The organism is Roseinatronobacter sp. (assembly GCF_051859525.1).
GTDB lineage: Bacteria > Pseudomonadota > Alphaproteobacteria > Rhodobacterales > Rhodobacteraceae > Roseinatronobacter.
Genome location: NZ_JBHYFM010000010.1, coordinates 38,682 through 60,159, shown reverse-complemented (window position 1 = coordinate 60,159; position 21,478 = coordinate 38,682). Strand labels below are relative to the sequence as shown.

At 62.2% G+C, this 21,478-nt stretch carries 17 protein-coding genes and 1 tRNA gene; 1 reads left to right on the top strand and 17 read right to left on the bottom strand.

Annotated features, from left to right (window positions below):
• Nucleotides 1–29: 29 nt before the first annotated feature.
• A complete protein-coding gene (locus tag ACTIE1_RS09915) occupies nt 30–1,022 on the bottom strand; it encodes a TAXI family TRAP transporter solute-binding subunit (protein WP_439562495.1) in 993 nt (330 codons plus the stop codon).
• Nucleotides 1,023–1,153: 131 nt separating this feature from the next.
• On the opposite strand from ACTIE1_RS09915, the gene ACTIE1_RS09910 reads away from it, so the two are divergent.
• The gene (locus ACTIE1_RS09910; RefSeq protein WP_439562496.1) at nt 1,154–2,077 is read left to right on the top strand and encodes a LysR family transcriptional regulator; all 924 of its coding nucleotides are present in this window, start codon (nt 1,154–1,156) and stop codon (nt 2,075–2,077) included.
• 594 nt (nt 2,078–2,671) lie between these two features.
• On the opposite strand, the gene ACTIE1_RS09905 is transcribed toward ACTIE1_RS09910, so the two are convergent.
• From ACTIE1_RS09905 to ACTIE1_RS09830, 16 genes are all read right to left on the bottom strand, one after another.
• Nucleotides 2,672–5,206: a fused MFS/spermidine synthase gene (locus tag ACTIE1_RS09905; protein WP_439563365.1), complete on the bottom strand. Its 2,535-nt coding sequence runs from the start codon at nt 5,204–5,206 to the stop codon at nt 2,672–2,674.
• Between the two features lie 23 nt (nt 5,207–5,229).
• On the bottom strand, nt 5,230–6,756 hold the full coding sequence (locus tag ACTIE1_RS09900; protein ID WP_439563364.1) for a copper resistance CopC/CopD family protein: 1,527 nt from the start codon (nt 6,754–6,756) through the stop codon (nt 5,230–5,232).
• Nucleotides 6,757–6,954: 198 nt separating this feature from the next.
• Nucleotides 6,955–7,527, bottom strand: a complete 573-nt coding sequence (locus ACTIE1_RS09895) for a YcnI family copper-binding membrane protein (RefSeq protein ID WP_439563363.1) — start codon at nt 7,525–7,527, stop codon at nt 6,955–6,957.
• Nucleotides 7,528–7,544: 17 nt separating this feature from the next.
• Nucleotides 7,545–8,657: an MbnH family di-heme enzyme gene (locus tag ACTIE1_RS09890; protein WP_439563362.1), complete on the bottom strand. Its 1,113-nt coding sequence runs from the start codon at nt 8,655–8,657 to the stop codon at nt 7,545–7,547.
• A 4-nt stretch (nt 8,658–8,661) separates the two neighbouring features.
• Nucleotides 8,662–9,504 (bottom strand): MbnP family copper-binding protein, encoded by an 843-nt coding sequence (locus tag ACTIE1_RS09885; RefSeq protein ID WP_439563361.1) that lies wholly within the window; start codon nt 9,502–9,504, stop codon nt 8,662–8,664.
• A 63-nt stretch (nt 9,505–9,567) separates the two neighbouring features.
• Nucleotides 9,568–9,933, bottom strand: a complete 366-nt coding sequence (locus tag ACTIE1_RS09880) for a hypothetical protein (RefSeq protein ID WP_439563360.1) — start codon at nt 9,931–9,933, stop codon at nt 9,568–9,570.
• A gap of 31 nt (nt 9,934–9,964) precedes the next feature.
• Nucleotides 9,965–10,216, bottom strand: coding sequence for a hypothetical protein (locus ACTIE1_RS09875; protein ID WP_439563359.1), 252 nt, complete (start codon nt 10,214–10,216; stop codon nt 9,965–9,967).
• 121 nt (nt 10,217–10,337) lie between these two features.
• A complete protein-coding gene (locus ACTIE1_RS09870; RefSeq protein WP_439563358.1) occupies nt 10,338–11,126 on the bottom strand; it encodes an ABC transporter ATP-binding protein in 789 nt (262 codons plus the stop codon).
• Nucleotides 11,123–11,947, bottom strand: a complete 825-nt coding sequence (locus ACTIE1_RS09865) for an ABC transporter permease (RefSeq protein ID WP_439562504.1) — start codon at nt 11,945–11,947, stop codon at nt 11,123–11,125. The genes ACTIE1_RS09870 and ACTIE1_RS09865 overlap by 4 nt, the downstream gene beginning before the upstream one ends.
• Nucleotides 11,937–12,089, bottom strand: coding sequence for a hypothetical protein (locus ACTIE1_RS09860; protein WP_439562505.1), 153 nt, complete (start codon nt 12,087–12,089; stop codon nt 11,937–11,939). Before ACTIE1_RS09860 ends, ACTIE1_RS09865 begins: the two co-directional genes overlap by 11 nt.
• A gap of 283 nt (nt 12,090–12,372) precedes the next feature.
• A tRNA-Glu gene (locus tag ACTIE1_RS09855) sits at nt 12,373–12,447 on the bottom strand.
• An 86-nt stretch (nt 12,448–12,533) separates the two neighbouring features.
• Nucleotides 12,534–14,300: a single-stranded-DNA-specific exonuclease RecJ gene (gene recJ, locus ACTIE1_RS09850; protein WP_439562506.1), complete on the bottom strand. Its 1,767-nt coding sequence runs from the start codon at nt 14,298–14,300 to the stop codon at nt 12,534–12,536.
• Entirely contained in the window at nt 14,293–14,859 is a 567-nt protein-coding gene (locus ACTIE1_RS09845) for a cysteine hydrolase family protein (protein WP_439562507.1), read from the bottom strand. Before ACTIE1_RS09845 ends, recJ begins: the two co-directional genes overlap by 8 nt.
• A gap of 52 nt (nt 14,860–14,911) precedes the next feature.
• On the bottom strand, nt 14,912–15,874 hold the full coding sequence (glpX, locus tag ACTIE1_RS09840; RefSeq protein ID WP_439562508.1) for a class II fructose-bisphosphatase: 963 nt from the start codon (nt 15,872–15,874) through the stop codon (nt 14,912–14,914).
• A gap of 117 nt (nt 15,875–15,991) precedes the next feature.
• Complete coding sequence (locus ACTIE1_RS09835) at nt 15,992–17,278, bottom strand: homoserine dehydrogenase (protein ID WP_439562509.1); 1,287 nt, start codon at nt 17,276–17,278, stop codon at nt 15,992–15,994.
• A gap of 122 nt (nt 17,279–17,400) precedes the next feature.
• Nucleotides 17,401–21,465, bottom strand: a complete 4,065-nt coding sequence (locus tag ACTIE1_RS09830; protein ID WP_439562510.1) for a PAS domain S-box protein — start codon at nt 21,463–21,465, stop codon at nt 17,401–17,403.
• Nucleotides 21,466–21,478: the final 13 nt, after the last annotated feature.

Below are 21,478 nucleotides of genomic sequence, written 5' to 3'. Positions count from 1 at the left end.
AACCCGATACCGGGTTTCCATTTTCAAGTTTAGTCGATGGACGCGTCGCGCTGTGCGTTTTCGTCCGACCAGAGTCCTTTCTCGCGGTAGAATTCAACCGCCGCAGAATGAAACGGGATTGTGTTCGTGGGGCTTGTCATCAGCTCCTGTTGCGCGCCCGCCATCGCGGGATAATCGCTGACCAGTTGCGGCAGGGCGTCATACAGCGCGCCGAGTATGGCCTGAACCTGATCATCCGGCAGGTTGGCGCTTGCAGTCAGGAACACATCATATGCGGCAACGACGACAGGCTCGGTCACCTCTGGCAGGCGCGGTGACGGGTCCACCTGCAACAGATATACACCCGGATAAATGTCCCCGATTGTTTCATCTGTTGCATCAGGCCCTGTGATCGATAGATAGCGAATGCCGCCGGGAATGGTGGCGTGCGCTTGCTGTGTCAGTGGAATTCCAACAGCGATCCCATGGGCATCAAGATTGCCTTCCACCAGCCCGTCGACGCCTGCGGGCATGCCCGAAATGGTCACATTCTCGACCTGATCCAGCGCCACGCCACCGGCTTGCAGCACGGCCTGATTCACCCTGCCTGTCGCGGCCTGCCCTGACACTGTGGTAACCACGCGCTTGCCAGCCAGATCGGATACGTCCTGCATACCACTGTCATTGCGGACCATGAACGCTTGGCGCAGGGGCCACAGCCGCGCCAATACGCGCAATTGTGTATAGGGTTCATTCTCGAACTCGCCACGATACCACCCACCGACATCGATGGATGAATTCAGGCCGAGTGTAACTTCATCCTCGGCGATCAACGGAATGTAGACCGATGATCCGGTGAACGGCTGGACCGTCGCCTGGCGACCCAGGTTTTCCTGCAATGCTGCTGCAATCCCGCTTCCGACAGTATAGTACAGCGTTCCTTGTGGGTTGGTGCCGATGGTGATGCGCTGTGCCTGCGCGGTTGTGCCCATTCCAGTGACGGCGGCAACAGCCAGCCCCACGGCTAAAATGCGTCCGATCATGTGGTCCTCCCTGTGCGAAGTGCGGCGTACCCCCTCCTCCTGAGGGCATCGCGCAGAACAAGACTATACGCATTTCTTGTGAAGTGTTATGAAAGATTCACAATAATTAATTAAGTAAGGTTATGAATAAAATGGCCGTCCATCATCTGACACTTCGCCAGCTTCGCGCAGTGTCCGCGGTCTATGCAAGCCGGCGCATTGCCATTGCGGCGGACCGCATGAACGTGACCCAATCCGCCGTCAGCGTCCTGTTAAGTCAGGCAGAATCCGCACTTGGCACGCGCCTGTTTGATCGCACAACCAGATCGCTGGCACCAACGCCTGCCATTGAGCAAATCATCGGCATTGTCGAACGCATGTTGGGCGATCTGGAAACGCTGGGGTCCATTATCAGCGATCTGGACGGGCTGGAACGGGGGCAGATCCGTGTCGCGGCAACGCCCGCAACCGGCATCGCGTTGTTGCCCGACACAGTGCGCAGGTTTCGTGCAACCTATCCGGCAGTCCGGCTCATTCTGGACGATTGCGCGCCCAACCAGTTCTACTCTACCATCCGTGACGAAAAGGCCGATTTCGGCATCGGCACCCCCCCTGTTGACATGACCGAATTTGACCGCATCATCTTGCATGACGACCCGCTTTTTCTGGTCTGTCCCCGTGACCACCCGCTGGCCCAACGCGATCATGTACCATGGAAAGCCCTGAGTGATGAACCACTGATCGTTTCGCGGCGCGACTATGGCGTGCGCGAACTGGTCGAACGCACCTTGCAGGATGTGGGCGGAAAGCTGCGGGTGGCCAATGAAATCGGATTTTTATACAGCGCGTCCTGGCTGGCATCCTGCGGGATGGGCCTTTGCATTTTCCCCGAGCATCTGGCGCGTGCCGTGCGTGACCCGGATCTGGTCTGGCGCCCGCTGGTAGACCCTGTGGTCACGCGCCCTGCTGCCGTGATTACGCGTCGGGGGCGGACATTGTCGCCGGCATCTGAGAGATTTATTTCTATTCTATGTGAAAACCTGCGTAATCCTGGTGACCTGCAAGCCGACCTTTAAAGCGTTTCGGCTTGGGCCGGGAATCCGGGCTAAGATTCGGGGGGTGCGCAGTAGGGTACAGGAAATCTATTGCAGGTAGCCGCAAGCGCGGGAATGTCGCGGTACATGATGGAAAGGGTGACCACCGCGAGGCACTTGCTTGCCTTAAGATCTGCGTGCAGCTTGGGGTATGGCATGTGCGCGCCAGCACATCTAACCGGAACTTTTCAACAGGTCCGTTTGTTCCGCCGCTGCCGCCGTCCGATCCGACTGCTCAGCTTCAGCAGGAACTCGATAGACTGCGCGCTGAACGCAACGCTGCGCTGACTGCTGCACAAAAGGCTGAGGAAGCACGTCAGGAGGCGATGAAAGCTGCCGGTGCCGTTTGGGTGCCCGTCATGACGAAATCCTCCAATCCCCTCATAATCGAGTGAATCAGGGGACTTGCCGCACTGCAACAAAGATTTTTTCAACAGCATCAGCGGTTTGCGGCATGGGGACAGCTTGGCATAGAATACGCAGAATCGAATGATTGCGGACGTTCATTACGCCCGGTTCTGCAGTGAGCTTTGACCAGTCTCCTAAAACTCCGGAGGGCGCCTTGCGCTCGCAAGATCAGTTCATCGCATCCCCGAATGCCATGCCGCCGGTTGCGACCTGTCCGGCGGGGCTGTCGGGGTTGCGGGCATGGGGCGGGGTCAGGGCGATGAAATCCTGCCACAGGGCACCTGCGCGCAGGTCGTTGCGGCTGCGCAGGCCCCGCCACTCGGCATAGATCGCACCCGCGCGCGGCAGGGCGCGCTGCGCTGGCGACAGTCGTGCAAGATGCGGGTCATCCTCGGGCGGCAGGGCGTCCAACAGACCGGCGTAAAGCCGGTCCCGCTCAAAGCCGGTCAGCCATTGCGCGGTCCCTGCGATCACGGCGCGATGGGTGCGCGGGGCCAGATATTCGATCAAGGGGTGGTCATCCGTGTTGACGGGCGCATGCGCGAACAGGCCGGATGCGGCATTGCCCGCGTAGAATTTCAGGGCGCGGTCAATCAGCACCTCATCGGGCGTATCCTCGCCCGTCATGGCGCGCCATTGGGCGGCCAGCGTGGCAGGGTCCAGCGGGGCGGGGTCGTTACGGCCCACCAGCGCCAGGATCGAGCGTTCGGGATAGAGATCACCGCGCCAAAGCGTCACCTCGGGGAAAGCCTGCGCCATTGTGTTGGCGATGATCTCGAATTCGCGGCGCGACACCTGATACAGCGGCATCCATTGCACATAGGCCCCGCCCGCGTTCAGGCGGCTGGCCGCAAGGCGGTAGTGTTCGACCGTATAGACATTGCCCACGCCTGCACGCCACGGCGTGAACAGATCGGCGATGATCATGTCATATGTGGCGGGGGAGCGGGCGAGGCATTGGCGCCCATCCTCGCGGTGGATGGTCACGCGCGGGTCGGTGAACAAGCCGTTGGTGTAGGGCTGGAACCACGCTTCCGCGAAATCCACCACATCGGGCAGCAACTCGCAGACCGTCACGCGGTCGGGGTTCGCAAACAGCCCTGCGCCTGCCGAAATGCCCGTGCCCATGCCGAGGAAGAAAATCTCGCGCGGGGCGGGATGGCTCAGCAGCGGGATCATGGTCTGGTTGCGTTCGGGCACCAGCGCGCCGGACCCGCCCAGCGTGTAGAAATTGTTGACGCGGATGAATTTCGCATCGCCGCGCTGGACGGCGGCGACATGGGCGGAGGGGCCTTCGCGAAAGGCCAGCAATTCCTCGCCCCGGTTCAGGCGGGTCGAGTCCAGCCCCGTCTGACCCACAAGCAGGATGACAGCCCCCGCCAGCGCTGCAAACCGCGTGATCCGCGCGGCCCAGCCGTCGGTGGGCTGCCAGAGCGCCAACACTAAGCCCGCATAGACCGCGCCCATCAGCCACAGCCCTTTCCACATGCCGACCAGTGGCAGCAGCACAAAGCCCCCCGCCAGCGCGCCGAATATCGCGCCTGTGGTATTGACCGCGATCAGCCGACCCAGCACTGCGCCCGCTGCACCGCCCCCTTCCATCAGGCGCAGCAGATAGGGCAACACGGCCCCGAGGATCGTGCCGGGGATTAGCATGGTGAGGAGCGCCACGCGCCCGACCTCCCAGACATAGCCCGCGAAATCTGCGCGCCCGCCAAGATATCCCAAGCCGCCTGTCAGATGGTGGAACAGATGCGGGGTGGCGGCGATGACGGCGCAAGAGGCCAGCAATAGGCCTGTCAGCACGGTTTCAGGGCGCAGTGACAGCCGGTTCAGCGCATTGGCCAGCGCCGCGCCCAGTGACAGCGCCAGCAGAAACACCGTCAGCACCAGCGCATAGGTATAGACCGAGTTTTGCAGCACCTGCGCGAAGGCGCGCGTCCAGATGACTTCGACTGCGAGGGTGGCAAAGCCAGAGGCGAAGGCGATGACCCATAGCCGCGCGGGGATCGCGGCGCGGGCGGGGCGTGGCTCAGTGACCATCGGCAAGGCACGCCGAGCGATGATGATGGCCGACAGGCCCACAAACAGATCAAACCCGACAGCCAGCAGATAGGCCCCCGAAAACCCCAGCCACATGGGCAGGAAGAACCCCGCGGCCAGCGCCCCCATCGCCCCGCCTGCGGTGTTGAGCGCATAAAGCGCGGACCCCATCCGCCCAAGGCTGTCACGCGCGCGAATGACATGCTGGCCCATCAGGGGTAGCGTGCCGCCCATCAGAATGGCCGAGGGCAGCAGGATCGTCGCCGCGACCAAGGCTTTCAGCGCGGTTTCCAGAACCGGATTGCCGCCAACCAGTGCAAAGAGCGTCGGGTAGAGTCGGAAATACACATCCGCGACCAGAAAATGCCCCAGCGCGGTCGCCGCCACGCCAATCTCGACCAGACCAAAAGCGCGCAAGGGCCGCGCCAGCCGCGCCGAGATGCGCCCGAACAACCAGCCCCCCAGCGCGATGCCCGCGAAGAAAATCGCAATCGTCAGCGCCGCCGCCTGTGCGGTGGACCCGAATAACAGCCCCAATTCCCGCACCCACAGCACCTGATAGATCAGCGCCGCCGCGCCCGACAGGGCAAACAGCGCGCCCAGAGCGGGCATCTCGAAGCGGCGGGGCATAGCGGTGGCGGGTGCAGCGATATCTGTCATGAGAGTGCGTTATCTTATAACATTCATGGCAGCAACTGCATCTCGCCGCCGATCAGTTCCTTTCGGAAATCGGTGATCAGGACATCGGCCACCACATCCCATGTGCCGCCCTGCGGCAGATGGACAGGACCAGCGGTCCAGAGACCATCAGCGTCCATAGTCGCGCGCAGCTCGATGCGTTCCAGCCCCTCTTCGGGTTTGGCGAAGAACAGCGTCACTTCCAGCGGCGTGAAGGGCTGGAAATCGCCGTCCAGCGGGATGATTTCAACGCGGTTCTGCCCCGGCCTGCCGGGGATCAGGGCGATATCGGCCATGCTCTCGCGCCCGTGCAGATGCACCTCAACGTGGCTTTCCGGCAGATCGGCCATCGCGCGCGGTGGCGGTGTCAGGCGAAAGGCGGCGGTCAGGACCAGCAGCGCCAGCATCAGTCCCAGTTCCAGCCGCAGCGAGCGGTTGAAGCGAAGCCGTGCCAATGCGCCATTGCTGGCCAGCATCGGTGTCAGGCGCAGCTTGTGCCATGCGGCCAGCACCAGAATACAGGCAAACACCGCCATTTTGGCAAGGAACACCCAGCCATAGGCGGTGCTGGTCAGGGCATCCAGCGTTTCGATCTGCCGCCATGCCAGCGCCGCGCCTGACAGGACCAGCAGCGCCACCATCGGCACGGCAAGGCGCGAGAAGCGCAGCATCAGCGCCTCTGTATCCGGGCGACGCAAGGCCACGATCAGCCCCGGAAGCGCCCCCGCCCAGAAGATCAGCGCGAGTGCATGGGCAAAGACCAGCGGGGCCATCAGGGCCACAGGTTCTGCCCGCGCTGCGTGACCCGCCGAGGCGAAGGACAGCGCCGCCAGCACCCAAGCCAGCAGCACGGGCAGGCGGTGGCCCGTCATGGCCAGCACGCCTGCGAACACGGCAAGCCCTGCGGCAATCCCGAAGGGGCTGTTTGCGGCCATGGCCCAAGCGTCCATGCGGGCGAGCGCCGCCACCCCGTCGCCTGTCAGGTCCATCGCCTGCCCGCCCAGCACCGCAAGGGACGCGAGCGGCACAGACCAGAGCGCGGCAGCCGCTACGCGCGGCGCGGGCGTTTGCGAAAGCACCGCCCAGACCATGCCGCCGACGCCGATGACCAGCGCCAAGGTCAGCGCGCCACGCGCGACGGCGGCGGGCAATGGCAGGGCCTCGGGCGCGGCTTCGGGTGCGCCGGTCTCGAAGCCAATGGAAAACACATGCGTGCCGCCGACCGGGTGGCCATCATCCGACACCACGCGCCATGACAGCGCATGCGTGCCCTCTGCCAGCCCATCCGGGGCAGTGATGATCAGATCGGGGCCTAGGGCGCGGGCCTCGACATCTGTCGCCGCGCCATCCGGGCCGAAGAGCCGCGCCTGCAAGGGGGCGATGGGTTCGTTGAACGTCAAAATGATTTCTTGCGGCGCAACGTCGATTATAGTGCCAGCAGCAGGCTCTGCCCCGCGCAACTGCGCATGGGCCAGCGCCTGCATCGGCAGGATCAGCGAAACGAAGAAGATGACAAGCACGCGCAGCATCATGTATCCTGAAAAAGCCCGCCGGGCCGGGAAACCGCACCCGGCAGGAAGTGATGCGCAGTGAACGGGAACTGAACACTCCGCGACAAACGGCAGGCAGAAGCAATTTCAGCAAAAGTTGACAGGCTTTTGCGGTTCGAAATTGCGACCAACATGTCGGGGAAGGGACGCCTCCGAAAACCCCGGCCCTGCCGCTATTGCTTAATTCCCGTGGCTATGGCCGTGGGAATGACTGTGCGAATGGCCGTGGCTATGCCCGTGATCGGCAGCAGGCAGAACCATCACGGCCGGGGCCGGATAGGCCAGATCGCCAGCCGATTGTCCGTCCGCAGGAATTTCGATCCAGCGTTCCGCACCATTGGCGCATTCCTGCACGACCGGAATATGGACCAATTCGCCCGCAGGCAGGGCTTCGGTGAACCGCGCGCGGAAGACGAATTCGTCGTAGAATTCGGACGGCAATTCGCCTTCCCAGATGATCTCGCGCACGCCCTCGGTGATCTCGGTGCCGTGGCTGTGATAGGGTTCGGCCAGCGGGCCAGTGACCACGCTCAGATCCCAACCGGCCTTGACCATGGGCTGCACGGCATTGATGCCGTCAGGAATGGCCACGCGCACGCGCAACGTTGCCTCGTCGCCGCAACCATGCGGGATGCGCACGACCATGCGCTCGCGGACATTATGGGTGACTTCGCTTTGCTCCAGCGTGGCATGGGCAAAGGCCGCAGGGGCCGAAAGGGCCAGGGCGGCAAGGGTCATCAGGGTCGTCTTCATGGTGTTTCTCTCCCGTTTCATGAAGGATCGTTCTCGGGCAGGACAGCAATCCCGCCATTGGCCAGATGTCCCTCTGGCCAGGGGTTCGCGAAGGCCGGATCGGCAAGGAAATCCTCATCCGTCAGGCTTTGCAGAAAGGCGGTCAGATCGGCGATTTCCGCGTCAGAGATCTGAAATCCGATAATCAGCGGATCGCGCAGCGGATCAGGCGTGCCCAGTCGCGCAGCCTCGCCGCCCGCTGCATAGTGGCGGATGACCTGTTCCAGCGTCTGGAACCGCCCGTCATGCATATAGGGCGCGGTCACGGCGACATTGCGCAGCGACGGGGTGCGCACGCGGCCCCGGTCGCGCGGGTCCAGGGTGAACTCCTCCATCCCGACCGAGGCGCCAAGGCCCGTGTTGTGAAACCCCGTCTCGGGCATGGCGCTGCGCGAGGTGACGAGGTTGTTGGTGAAGTTCAGGCCCAGATGGCAGTGATAACACTCCAGCCGATGGTCGAAGAACAGATCCATCCCGCGCAGGGCCGCGTCGGACATGGCCGTGCGGTCGCCGCCATAGACAAAGGCATCATAGGGGCTGCCCACGGAAATCAGCGTCCGCTGGAACGCGCCAAGCGCGCGGGTGATGGTAAACAGGTCAGCCTGCGGGCGGTCGGGGAAGGCGCTAGCAAACGCATCCTGATAATGCGCATCCTCTATCAGCCGCGCAAAAAGCGCCTGCTCCTGCCCGGCATTGCCCATTTCCACCGGATCCTCGCCAAAAAGCGGGATCAGCGCGTGAAATTCCAGACTGTCCACCATCGGATTGGCCCAGGTCAGCGTGGGAAGATAGCCCACATTGGCAAGGCTCGGTGCGTTGAACCCGCCTGCCTGCCCCGTCACGCCGACCGACACCGCGCGCCCGTCGGTGAAGGCGCGCGCCTGTTCATGGCAGGATGCGCAGGACATCGAGCCATCGACGGACAGCCGCTGGTCGTAGAACAGATGCCGGCCCAGATCGACCAGAGCATCGCTCATCACAATATCGCCGGGCACTGGCGGGGGCGGCAGCCAGTCGGGAATGGCCCAGTCATAGGCCAGTCCCGCGCTTGCCGCCCCGCTCAGCGCCGCAGCCAAGGCCACGGCGCGCATGGGCTTAGCGCATCGTTGCGAAAAGCTGCTCGCCCGCCGCGATGTCGCGGAAAGGCAGGCCGAGGCGCGACATCACGGGCACGCAGTCGTCGTCATTCAGGAAGGACATGCAGCCGGGGCTGGTTTCGGGGGTGTTCATATCCACATTGGCCTCGGCCAGCACCGGGGCCACGTCGAAGAAGACAGTGTCGGCAGCGGGATCGAAACTGTCGAAACGCACATCCACAAGGTTCGGATTGGCGCATTCGGCTTCCGGCGCGACGGTCCGCGCCTCGGATGCGCAGCCGGTCGCGCCCAGATGCAGCGCCCAGCCGCGATTGGCGTCATGGGTGACGGGCAGGCCGGTCGAGGACAGTTCGACCTTGATGAACTTGTAGCCGCCCTGCCAGTTCCAGAACATCGCGGTCAGGTTCAGGGGCGACGCGGCCAGCGTGGGGTCGCCGTGGTTCAATTCGAACGGCACGCCGATATCGAAGGCCAGACCAGTATATTCCCCTGCGGGCACTGTGCCGCGCAGCGTGGTGTTCATGTCGGGCGTGCCATTGACGCAGGTGCCGGTCGCGTCCTCGAAATCCAGCAGCGCGACATTGTCCAGCTGCCAGATACCGTCCTGATCCAGCGCGATGGGGGTCTCGGCGCCATCTGCGCCGATCAGCCGGGCATTGGTGACGAAGACGCGGAAATCGGCGACCTCGACCGTGGACTCGGTCACGCCGATGCCGTCATAGGCCTGCGCGCAGGTGAAGGGGGTGCCTGCCATTTCGGCGGCGAAATTGATGGTGACGGGTTGGTCGGCCAGCGCGGGCGTGGCGAGTGCGGTCATGGCCGCAAGAGCGAGGATACGCATGATGTGTCTTTCTTGAATGATATGGGTGTCACCGGCAGCGCAAGCGCCACCGGGTTTCAGCGATCAGACAAGAAACAGCGGCGGGCCGCGTGCAGGCGGGCCGCGTGAGTTATGCGCGTGCTCCAGCAAATGGCCTGCGGCGGGCAGGTCCAGCATTGCGATGCGCAGGGCAACGCCTGCGTCAGGCGCATCCGCACCCAGAGCCATGATCTGCGCCAGCGTGCAGACAGGACAATCCTCGGCCATGCCCTGCGGGCCGTCTTGCGTGACGCAAAGATCATCCAGTTCGCCGCCCATCTGGATATAGGCGGCCAGCATGGGATCGGCAGGCAAGGCAGGGGCATGTTGATGACCAAACCCAAGCACCATCAGCGCCAGCGCGAGAAGCGCAGCGGTCAGACGATTCGAAAAGGTCCGGAGCATATTCATGTTATGGTGTTACTTTGGTTCCGCCATTGGATCAAGCACCTGTGATCAGGCGCAACCTCGCCCTCGGGGTCCGGCACCGGAAGATGACGCGCATCACCCTTTCCCGCAATGGGCCGGGCCTGATCGGTAAGGTCATCCAGACGAACCGAAAGAGGATGAGCAAAGGCGCACAGTGCTGCGACGGAGCCTTGGTGCGGTCGTTGCTTTGCGCATCAGCGAGATCTTCCGCCGCCGCCCGCAAGCGGTCATATTCTTCGCGTGGGATTGTCACCAACTCGTTCATGTCATGCCCTTTCACACGCAGATATTCTGCTTTGCGGAACACTGATCGTCGTTTCAGCCCAGAAAACACTTATCTGTCGGGTAGCGTCCAAAACCGCCGCTTCTTCACCGCCAGGCTTTCCTCAACAGCAGCGTTGAAACCCCAGTGTGTCGCAGGCGCAATCGAGCGTGACGGCGCGTTCATCGACATTGAGCAGATCATGCAGCAAGGGGTGATTGCGTGCCTCTTGGGTGAAGTCGAATATCTGCGCTTCGCTGCGCGCACCGGGTGTGCCGGGCGGGGTCAGGCTACCCAAGATGCCCCTGCCCTGCCGGTCCATGACTGCAATGCGGTGCGACAGGCGCGCGGCCTCGTGCAAGTCATGGGTGATGAACAGCCCGCCAAAGCCGCGTGCCTTGGCCAGTGACAGGACCAGATCCTGCATCCGGCGGCGCAAGGCGGGGTCAAGGGCGGCGAAAGGTTCATCAAAAATCAGGAACTCGGGTTCCACCACCAGCGCGCGGGCAATGGCCACGCGGGCGCGCATGCCGCCCGAGAGTTGCACGGGCAGTTTGTCCAGATCATCGGGCAGAAGCGCCACGGCTTGCGCGGCCGCGTCAGTGCGTTCGGTGATCTGCGCGCGGGGCAATGTGCCAAGCGTCAGCGGATAGGCGATATTGTCGCGTGCGTTGGCCCAGGGCAGCAGGCGCGATTGCTGGAACACCATGCCATGGCGCTGATACTGGCGCAGGATGCGGCCTTGATCGGGTTTCACTATGCCAGCGGCAATCGCCGCCAGCGTGCTCTTGCCGCAGCCTGAAGGGCCGACCAGCGCCACCAGTTCGCCGGGACGAATGACCAGCGAAACCGTGTCCAGCACGCGCCGCGCACTGAAGCTGTGGCTGATCGTCGCCAGTGTCAGCCCGCTCATGCCGCGCCCCGTTTCCATTGCCCCAGCCGCGTCTGAAACGGGCGGATCACCAGATGTTCGATGATGACCAGCCCTGCAACCGCCAAGGCGACATTGGCCAGAGCGAGGTCAATATCCATATGCGCCCGCGCCCGTGCCATCTGCGCGCCAAGCCCGGCAACATTCGTCACCAGTTCCGCCATGATCGCCACCTTGAATCCCAGCGCAAGCGCGATGCCAAAGACCGGGCCAAGGCTGGACAGGATTTGCCGCAAGGCGATGGTGCGGAAACGCGCCCAGCGGGACGCGCCGAAACTCGCCGCCATATCCTCCAGCCGCCGGTCGCGGGTCAGCACCGCGTCCACCGTGCCGATATACAGGATCGGGCCGATCACGATGGCGATGGTGAACAGGATTGCCCCATGCGAGGGACCGAACCAGATCATCGTCAGGATCACCCAGGCCGTCGCGGGCATGCCCAGCAGGATCGTGGCCACTGGGGCCAAGGACGCGCGGATCAGCCACAGATAGCCCGCGACCAACCCCAGCCCACCGCCAATCAACCCCGACAGGCCAAGCGCCAGCCCGACCCGACTGACGGTAGCCCCCAGCGCCGCCCAGCCGCTGGCACTGGACAGCGTGGCCCAGACGGCCAGCAGGGTTTGCCACGGTGACGGCAGGATGAACGCCCCGTAATGCCAATGCGCGGCCTGCCATGCGGCGAGAAACAACGCGATCCCCAAGGTCGGCGGGCCAAACCGCAGGGCCGCGCGTGCGGCCAGAATGGGCAGCATCTCGGCCCATTCTGCCCGCCGCGCGGTCAGGCTTGCATCAGACGGCATAAAGCCCATCATCCGGCAACGCGCCGCCAATGATACCCGCATCTGCCGCAATCAGCGCCTGATACAGTGCCTCGATCTCTGTCCGCGCAACATGGGCCGCCAACACATTGATATTGGCGAAGGGAATGGCCTGCGCCAGCATGGGCGCTGCGCGCTCGACGAAGGGGGCCGCGTTCTCGGCGGCCTGTGCGGGATTGGCGTTCAGTTCCTCGGCGGCCTTGAATTTGAAATCATGTCATTCCTTGCGCACGCAACCCCGAAAGAGACGGCAACCTATACGCGTAAGGCGGATCGAGGGCGGCTCACTGATAGCGGGCTTTCCAGGCTTTCTGGAGCAAATCCAGAACAAACCTTGTCCAACCTCAGAAACGGGTTGGACAAATCTATCCGTAACCCACTTAATCGAAAGGAAAATAATGATTAAGTGGCAGCCCGTAGGGGAATCGAACCCCTCTTTCCAGGTTGAAAACCTGGCGTCCTAACCGATAGACGAACGGGCCACTGGGTGGTGAGGCGCTGTTTAGGCAAAGCGCGCGGGTAGCGCAAGTGGTTTTCTTACAGAATCAGACATGAAACGGTCAGTTTTTTAATTCGGTCCTGCATCTGGTATTGCGGCATCTTCCAGACGCAGTTGGGGGGTCTGGCGTCCGCCCCAGTGGTTGATCTCTATTTGCCCTGCCAGATGCAGGCTGCGCCCCTGCGATTGCATCAGAACGGCGCCAAGTTCCGTTTCAAATGCACGAAATGCGACAGCATCCAGTGCAGGCCCATGATCCCCGCCGAAGCGGAGCCGCAGATGCGACTCCCCCATCGGGCGCGTGGACCTTATGGTCATGTTTGCAAAGGCAAAACGTGGCGCACGCATGCTGGCGCCAAACGGTCCTGCCCTGTCCAGTTGCTCGATCAGTTCGGGCGTGACCGCCGCGGGCATCATCAAGCCATCCAGCTTCAGGCCCGATACAGGCCTGTCTGCGGCCCCCTGCCGGGCCAGCAACTCGGCCAGTCGCGTCATCGCATGGTCCAGATTGGCGCGCGTCACTGTCAGGCCGGCCGCCATCTTATGCCCGCCCCCTTTCAGCAACAGCCCCTCATGCGCCAGCCGCTGGATTGCCGCGCCCAGGTCAATGCCCGGAACGGACCGGCCCGACCCTTTTCCAGTCTCGCCATCCAACGCGATAACAATGGCGGGGCGGTCTGTGGCCTCTTTCAGGCGCGCGGCGGCAATGCCGATCACACCGGGGTGCCAACCTTCCTGCGCGGCCCAGACAAGCGGACCGTCCAGCCCGCGCGATTCGGCCTGCGCCAACGCGGCAGATCGCACATGCGCTTCGATCTCGCGCCGCTCGGCGTTCAGGGCTTCCAGCTTCTCGGCCAGGGCGGTGGCTTCATGCGGGTCATCCGTGGCCAGAAGCCGTGCGCCCAGATCCGCCGCCCCGATCCGCCCGCCCGCATTGACGCGCGGCCCCAGAACAAACCCCAGATGATAGGCCTTTGGCGCTGTGTCCAGCCGCGCAATATCAGACAGGGCCCGCAGCCCTGCGCGCTTGCGATCTGCCATGACCCGCAACCCCTGCCGAACGAAGGCCCGATTCACCCCGATCAGCGGGGCCACATCGGCCACGGTCGCCAGCGCGACCAGATCCAGCATGCCCATCAGGTCAGGTCCGGCCTTGCCCCCCTCGCGCAGGCGCCGGTTGCTTTCAACAAGCATCAGGAATACCACAGCCGCAGCACAAAGATGGCCCAGATCAGCGGTTTCATCCTGCCGGTTGGGGTTCACGACGGCCACAGCGGATGGCAGGGTTTCGCCCCCCAGATGGTGATCCAGAACAATGACATCTGCGGCCTGTGCAGCTGCAATCGGGCCATGACTAAGCGTGCCACAATCGACGCATATAATCAGCTCATGCACCGCTGCCAGTTCGGCCATTGCCGCCTCGTTCGGGCCATAGCCTTCCTCGATACGGTCGGGAATATAAAGTGTCGCGCGGTGCCCCATCTCCCTTAGCCAGCAAATCAGCAATGCCGCCGATGCACCGCCATCCACATCGTAATCCGCGAAAATGGCTATTCGTTCGCGCCCCAGAACCGCCTGCAAGAAACGCGCGGCGGCTGGCTCCATATCCAGCAGGCTGCGCGGGTCCGGCAAATCCTCGCGCAGCGTTGGTGTCAGGTAGCGCTCGGCCTGATCCGGTGCCACGCCAGCCCGCGCAAGAACCGCACATACCGCGCGCGGCAGGCGGCTGCCTTGGGCTATCGTTTCTGCCAGCCGGTCGCAGGCGGCATCCGGTCCGACCCAGCGCCGCCCTGTGGCCGAACGCGCGACCCCAAGAAATGCTGGCGCATCAGTCATTGCACAGAACCGCGTGCACGGATCGCGCGGTCACGAATTCTCCATGCAGATGGGACACAGCCATGTCATGGACCTGCTGTGCAGACGCGGCGGGCGCGTCAGGGCACCAACCGGTGTCTGCATTGCTGTCAAACGCCGCACAGGCATCATGCGACAACGTCACCTGAAACCCCAGATTGGCAGCCATCCGGCAGGTCGTGGATACACAATGCGGTGTCGTCAGGCCCGCAACGACCAGCGCACCGATTTCATGGCGGTGCAGCCAGTCCTGCAACCCCGTCCCGATAAAGGCCGAATTGACATGCTTTTCAAACACGGCCTCTTGGGTGCGCGGGGCAAGATCCGCGATCCATTCAGCGCCCTCGCCTGTCAACGGGCTTGCAGGCTGAAGGCTCAGATGCCGGACATGAACAACAGGCGCGCCAGCCTCGCGCCATGCCTCCAGCAGACAGCTTGCGCGCGCTTCGGCGTCAGGATTGTTGCGCGCCCCCCAAACTGGCGCGGAAAACCCCTTCTGAAAGTCGATCAACAACAAGGCCGTGTTCTGGTCTGGTTTCATCTTGTCCAAAATACTCCGGGGGTGTGGGGGCAGCGCCCCCACCCTGTCTGGTTCAGATCGGCGTGCGATAGCTCATGCGCCGCACCGATCCGGTTTTCGAACGCATCAGCAATGTGTCTGTGGTCACCCAGCCCGGTTCGGTACGGATGCCCTTGACGATGGACCCGTCGGTCACGCCTGTTGCCGCAAAGATAACATCCCCCGTCACCATTTCGTCACGGGTATAGACCTTGTCCAGATCCTCGATTCCTGCGCGGCGCGCGCGGGCGGTTTCATCCTCGTTGCGGAACAGCAGCCTGCCATAGATCTGCCCGCCCATGCATTTCAATGCCGCAGCGGCCAGCACGCCCTCTGGCGCGCCGCCAGATCCCATATACATATCAATGCCCGTGATCTGGGTTTCGGCACAATGGATCACACCGGCCACATCCCCGTCCATGATCAAGCGGATGGCAGCCCCCGTGGACCGCAGATCAGCGATCATATCTTCATGGCGGGGGCGTTCCAGAACGCAAACGGAAATATCCGAGGGCGCGCAGCCTTTGGCCTTGGCCAAGGCACGCACGCGTTCTGACGGGGTCATGTCCATGGTCACAGTGTCGGGCGCATAGCCCGGACCGATTGCCAGCTTGTCCATATAGACATCGGGGGCATGCAGCATTGTGCCGCGCGGGGCCATGGCGATAACGGTCAGTGCGTTGGGGAAATCCTTGGCTGTCAGGGTCGTGCCTTCCAGCGGGTCCAGCGCAATATCCACTTCGGGACCATTTCCGTTGCCCACCTCCTCGCCGATATACAGCATCGGCGCTTCATCCCGTTCACCTTCGCCAATGACGACACGTCCCGCAATATCCAGCATGTTCAACTGCGTGCGCATCGCATCTACAGCGGCCTGATCCGCCGCCTTTTCGTCACCACGCCCGACCAGTTTGGCAGATGCCAGCGCTGCGGCTTCCGATACGCGGGCAAGGCCCAGCGAAAGCATGCGGTCATGAAATTCGGGGGAAGTCGTCATTGCGGGGTTCCTTTGCCAAATGCGCTTTCGCGCTATCTAGACCCCGCCTTGTGCCCGACACAAGCCTTGACTGGCGTGGTTGCGCCAACTCGGGGATGAATGGCGCGAATTACGCGCTCAATCTTCCTCAATCGCCATTGCGACGGGTTCCCCCACAAGGACACCTGTTCCGGCAGCCAATGTGCAGGCATGGTCGATTGCATCGCGTGTTGTCTTATGCGTGATAATCACAACAGGCGCGCGGGTGTCGTCGTGGTCATACTGGCGCATGCGGTTGATGGACACGCCGGCATTGCCAAGCGCTTCGGCCACTTTTGCCAGCGCACCGGGTTTGTCCAGCAACGACATGCGCAGATACCACGGCTTTGCCGCAGTCGCCTTGGCCGAGACGGCAGCTTGCAGCGTCGCTGCGGGCTGGCCAAAGACCGGCAGCCGCATGCCGCGCGCAATATCGACCACATCCCCGATCACGGCACTTGCTGTCGGCCCTTCGCCAGCACCCGGGCCGCGCAGAATGACCTGCTCGACGGCGTCCCCCTCGATGACGATCATGTTCGTGCCGCCCTTCAACTGGCCCAGCGGGCTGTCGGCGGGCACCAGACAGGGTGACATGGACTGCTCCAGCCCGCGGCCGGTGACGCGCGCCACCCCCAGCAGCTTGATGCGCAGGCCCAGATCTGCGGCGGCACGAATATCCTCGATCGAGATGCGCTCGATCCCCGATGTCTGGATGGCGTCGAAATCCGGTTTCACCCCGAAGGCAATGGCCGACAGCAATGTCAGTTTATGTGCGGCATCTATCCCGCCCACATCCAATGTCGGGTCAGCTTCCAGATAGCCAAGCTGGTTTGCCTCCTCGAACACGGTTTCATAGGGCAGGCCCGCATCTTCCATGCGGGTCAGAATATAGTTGCAGGTACCGTTCATCACCCCTTTGACACGGGTAATGCGGTTCCCCGCCAACCCTTCGCACAGCGCCTTGATGACAGGAATCCCGCCAGCGACCGCCGCCTCGAAGCGCAAGGCAACGCCGGCCGCTTCGGCGCGTTCGGCCAGTTCCTGCCCGTGCAGCGCCAGCATGGCCTTGTTTGCGGTGACAACATCCTTGCCCGCATCCAGCGCCGCCTCGGTCAGGGCTTTGGCGGGGCCATTCTCGCCGCCCATCAACTCGACGACCACATCCACATCACCACGACGGGCAAGCGCGACAGGGTCATCTTCCCAATCATACATTGAAATGTCGACACCGCGATTGCGGGTGCGGGATTTGGCACTGACCGCAGAGATGACGATCTCGCGGCCCGTGCGCTGCGTCAGCAAGTCCGCGTTCCGCTGGATTATCCGCACCAGCCCCACCCCGACAGTGCCAAGCCCTGCAATTCCAAGTCGCAATGGGGATGTCATAGCAGCGCTCCGCCTGTAGATGAAAACCGCAGCCCTGTTAGCGCCTTGTGTCTTGGCTTGCAATGCAGGCCGGGGCGATTTTCCCGCGCGCGTGCCATACGCGGCCGGATCAGCGTTCCTGATCAGTCGGCAATACCGGCCTTGCTTTGCAAAGCCTGCGCCAGGGCATGGACAAGTTCGGCCGACTTGTAGGGTTTGCCCAGCACCGCAACAAAGCCCTTGTCGAAATAAGTCCTGATCTGGTCCTGCATGATGTTGGCCGTCGCTGCGATGGCCAGGGGCGGGGCGTCACCCAGCTGCGCCGCGCGTGTCCGGATACAGTTCAGCGCCTCGAACCCGTCCATAACCGGCATCGAAATATCCAGCAGCAAGATGTCATATGTCCGGGGTTTCCACGCCTCGCAGGCCTGTTGCCCGTTTTCACAGAAATCCGCACGCACCCCGACCTTGCGCAGCATGGATTTCAGGATCGTGGCATTGGTCCTGTTATCTTCGGCAACCAGAACCCGAAGATCAGGCGGCAGGTCCGGCACAATATTCGTTCCCGCCACCGTCTCGCCAACGCCGTCACCTGCCAGCGGCAAGGGCAGGCGCAGGTCAATGCGCGTGCCCTGCCCCGCCGCGCTGGCAATATCCATTTGGCCATCCATGATCTGGACCAGTTTGCGCACAATGGACAATCCCAGACCGGACCCCCCAAAACGGCGCGTCACAGAATTGTCGGCCTGCTCGAACTCATCAAACACGCGGGCCAGCTGGTCTTCGGTCATGCCAATGCCGGTGTCAGTTATCGAAAACAACACCTCCTTTTCACCAAGCTCGCGGGCAACCAGACGGATCGACCCCGCTTCGGTGAACTTTACCGCGTTTCCAAGAATATTGCCCAACACCTGCCCCAGACGATGTTCATCCCCGATGCGAGCCCTGTCCAGCCCCGCCCCAAGATCCAGCTGCATCGTCAACCCTTTGGCATGTGCGTTCACACCGTGAAGCGATTGCATGCGGTGGAGCAGTTTTTGGGGAACGAATGCCACAGGGTCAAGCGCAAGCTTGCCAACCTCGATCCGCGCAAGGTCCAGAATATCGTTCAGGATCGTCAAGAGCGCGTCGCCGGATGTGCGGATTGTGTCCAGCATGTGGGACTGCTGATCCGACAATTCGGTATCCGACAGTAATTCTGCCATCCCCAGAATACCGTTCATAGGGGTGCGGATTTCATGGCTCATATTGGCAAGGAATGTCGATTTCGCGCGGTTGGCGGCCTCTGCGGCCTCCCTCGCCCTATGCAATTCGGTCACATCGGTGTGCAGACTTACATGGCCACCGTCACGCGTTGGCATTTCGCATACACGTAGAATGCGCCCGCAGGTCAGGCGCTGCTCAAAGACACGCTCGGTGCAGCGGTCATGGGCCAGCCGCTGCGCAAGCCATCCCTCCTCATCCCCAAGGGCATCGGCAATCTCTCCCGCATCGAGAGAGGCGCGCAAAACATCGCGAAACGATACCCCTTCGGTCATGATATGGGCGGACAAAGGATAGATTTCGCGGAAATGCGAATTGGCAAGAACCAGCCTGTCTTGTGCATCGAACAGGACAAAACCGTCCTGCAACGCCTCGACCGCAGAATAAAGCTGCGCCCTTGCCGCCAGCGCGGCCTGCCCCGCCGCATGGGCCTGTTCCTGCGCCTGGATCAATGGTGTGATGTCCGAACCCACACCACGATACCCCTGAAACACCCCGTTTCCATCGAAGAAGGGCACCCCGCTTGCACGCAGCCAGACCTTGTCGCCGTTTCGTTTGCGTATCCAGTAGACGAAGTTGCTGAACGGTAGCTGCGCAGTCATCGTGGCTGACAACTCTGCCAGATCGGCCTGGATTTTGGGGTCGGAGTTTCTTGCGTTCAATTCGGCGCGGGTTTTGCCGATGTGGCCGGGCGATTCCCCGACTGTGCGCAAATACCCGCCCGAAACATATGTGAACCGTTCATCTGCGTCCTGTTCCCAAAACCAGTCAGAGCTGCTTTCGGTGATATCAATAAGGCGCTTCTCGGCCATGTCGCGCGCGTTCATCGCAGCCTCAAGCGCATCGCGCGCCGCCAGAACCGCCTGCTCGCGTTCGACTTCTTCGGTGACATCAAGCGCGATGCCCGACATTTGCAAGGCGCGCCCGTCTGCCGCGCGCCGCACCACATTCCCGCGCAGGTGCACCCATAGCCAGTTTCCCGCGGCGTGTTTCAGCCGCAGTTTCCGGTCCAGTTTGTTCGCCCCAAGTGCGAGAATGTCATTGAAATCCGCATCAACCACGGGAATATCGTCCGGATGCATGATGCTGCGAAACTCCTGCACACCAAGGGCGTCGCCCTTGATGTCACGGCCCAGCATTTCGCCCCACATCTTGTTCACAAGCGTCACGCGGTTTTCAAGATTCCATTCCCATGTGCCAACACGCGCCCCCTCGATGACCAGCTCCAGCCGCTGCTGTGCCTTGCGCAATTCCGTCACATCCATACGCAAGGTGACACGCCCCCCGTCAGGCATGCCCTTTTCATAGATGCGCATCCAGCGCCCGTCCGACATTTCTTCCTCAGCCTCGATCAGGGGCTGGCGCCGGTCTGCCATGCGTCTGGCGATCCAGTCCTCATCCTGTTCGGTCAGGTTCTTGTATTCACCATGCTTCAGTCGCAGGCGAATGACATCTTCGTACCGCATGCCGGGTTGCAGCAATTCACCCGATTTGTGAAAATTGTCCCTGTAGGGCTGGTTGCACAGCACAAGCCTGTCGTCAGGGTCATAAATGGCAAAACCGTCCACCAAGGATTCGACGGCGGCAACAAGGCGCTGGCGTGCGGCTTCGGCTTCCTGCTTGCGCTGGTCAATCTCGGCCTCATGGGCGCGCCGGTCTGTCTGGTCATCCACGAAATGCCAGATTGCGGGGCGTTCGTCCGTATCTGTGGCCAGCACCCCGCTAAGCCGGATATGTGCGACCGACCCGTCGGCCCTGAAATAGCGTTGTTCTATCGGCCCGTAGCGGCCCTTTTGCAGAACAATATCAAGCTGGTGCAGCGCGTCCTGCATACTGTCAGGCGTTGTGATCTGCGCCATGTGCAACTGCCTGAACGCCGCACGGTCATAGCCGGAAGCCCGCAAAAAGGCCGGATTCGCATCCAGAAACTGGCCGGAATGCAAGTCACTTTGGACAATGCCAATCGGGGCATTGTCGAATATCTGCTGAAGCTGCTTGATGCGCGTTTCCTCGCGGCGAGCGGCATCCTGTTCGTTGGATATATCACGAATGATGAAAACATATCCGCCAGCTTTATTGTGCCACTGCGCCGCGCGGGCCTCGAACCACCTGTCCTGCCCGCGGACCGTCAGGGCATAGCGACGGGGCGGGGTGTCCTTGCCAGCATCCACATCGCGCATCATTTCGCTTGCGATGCCGGCAACCGCCGGCGGCAATGTATCAACCAGCGCCCTGCCCAGCAATTTGTCAGGGGGCATCATCTCAATCTGGTCATTGGAGGTGTGGGCCATGCAGATGATGCCTTGCCGGTCCACTTCTACAATCAGGTCCGGCATTGCGCGCAAGGTGGCCGCCATCTGGTCGCGGCTTTCACGCAGCGCCTGCTCTGCCTTCAGGCGCATGTTCAACCCGCCGACACCATTCGCAACCGAACGCAGCAGGAACATATCATCTTCACTGAAATCACGCGGGCCGTTCACGGTGTCATAACCGACAAACCCCACCGGCAGGCCATTCTCGACCACCGGTACGGCAAGCAGTGATACCACCCCTTGCATCTGCAACGAGGCACGTTCGCTGATGCGTTCATCAGGCAGGTCATCAACACGGGCGATATAGACAGAGTTGCCCTGTAGAAACTGCGTATACCACGGCATGATCACCTCATGCGGCAGCCCCTGAAGTTCATCTTTCATCGGGGCAATGCCGGGGGCAACCCATTCATGGGTGTAATCCCAATACGACCCGTCCCGCATCCAGAACAGATAGGTTCTGTCCAGTCCGGCAGCGTGCCCCAGTTCCGCCAGAACATCATTTATGACAGTTTCCGCCTGCGCGGTATTCACCGCCGCAAGGCGGTTCAGCAGATCAATGGCCAAGCGCTCCAGCCCACGCCCTGTGGTTGGTTGCTGGTCTTGCGCACACAATCTATAATTGTCCGTCATAGCCTAGTGTTGC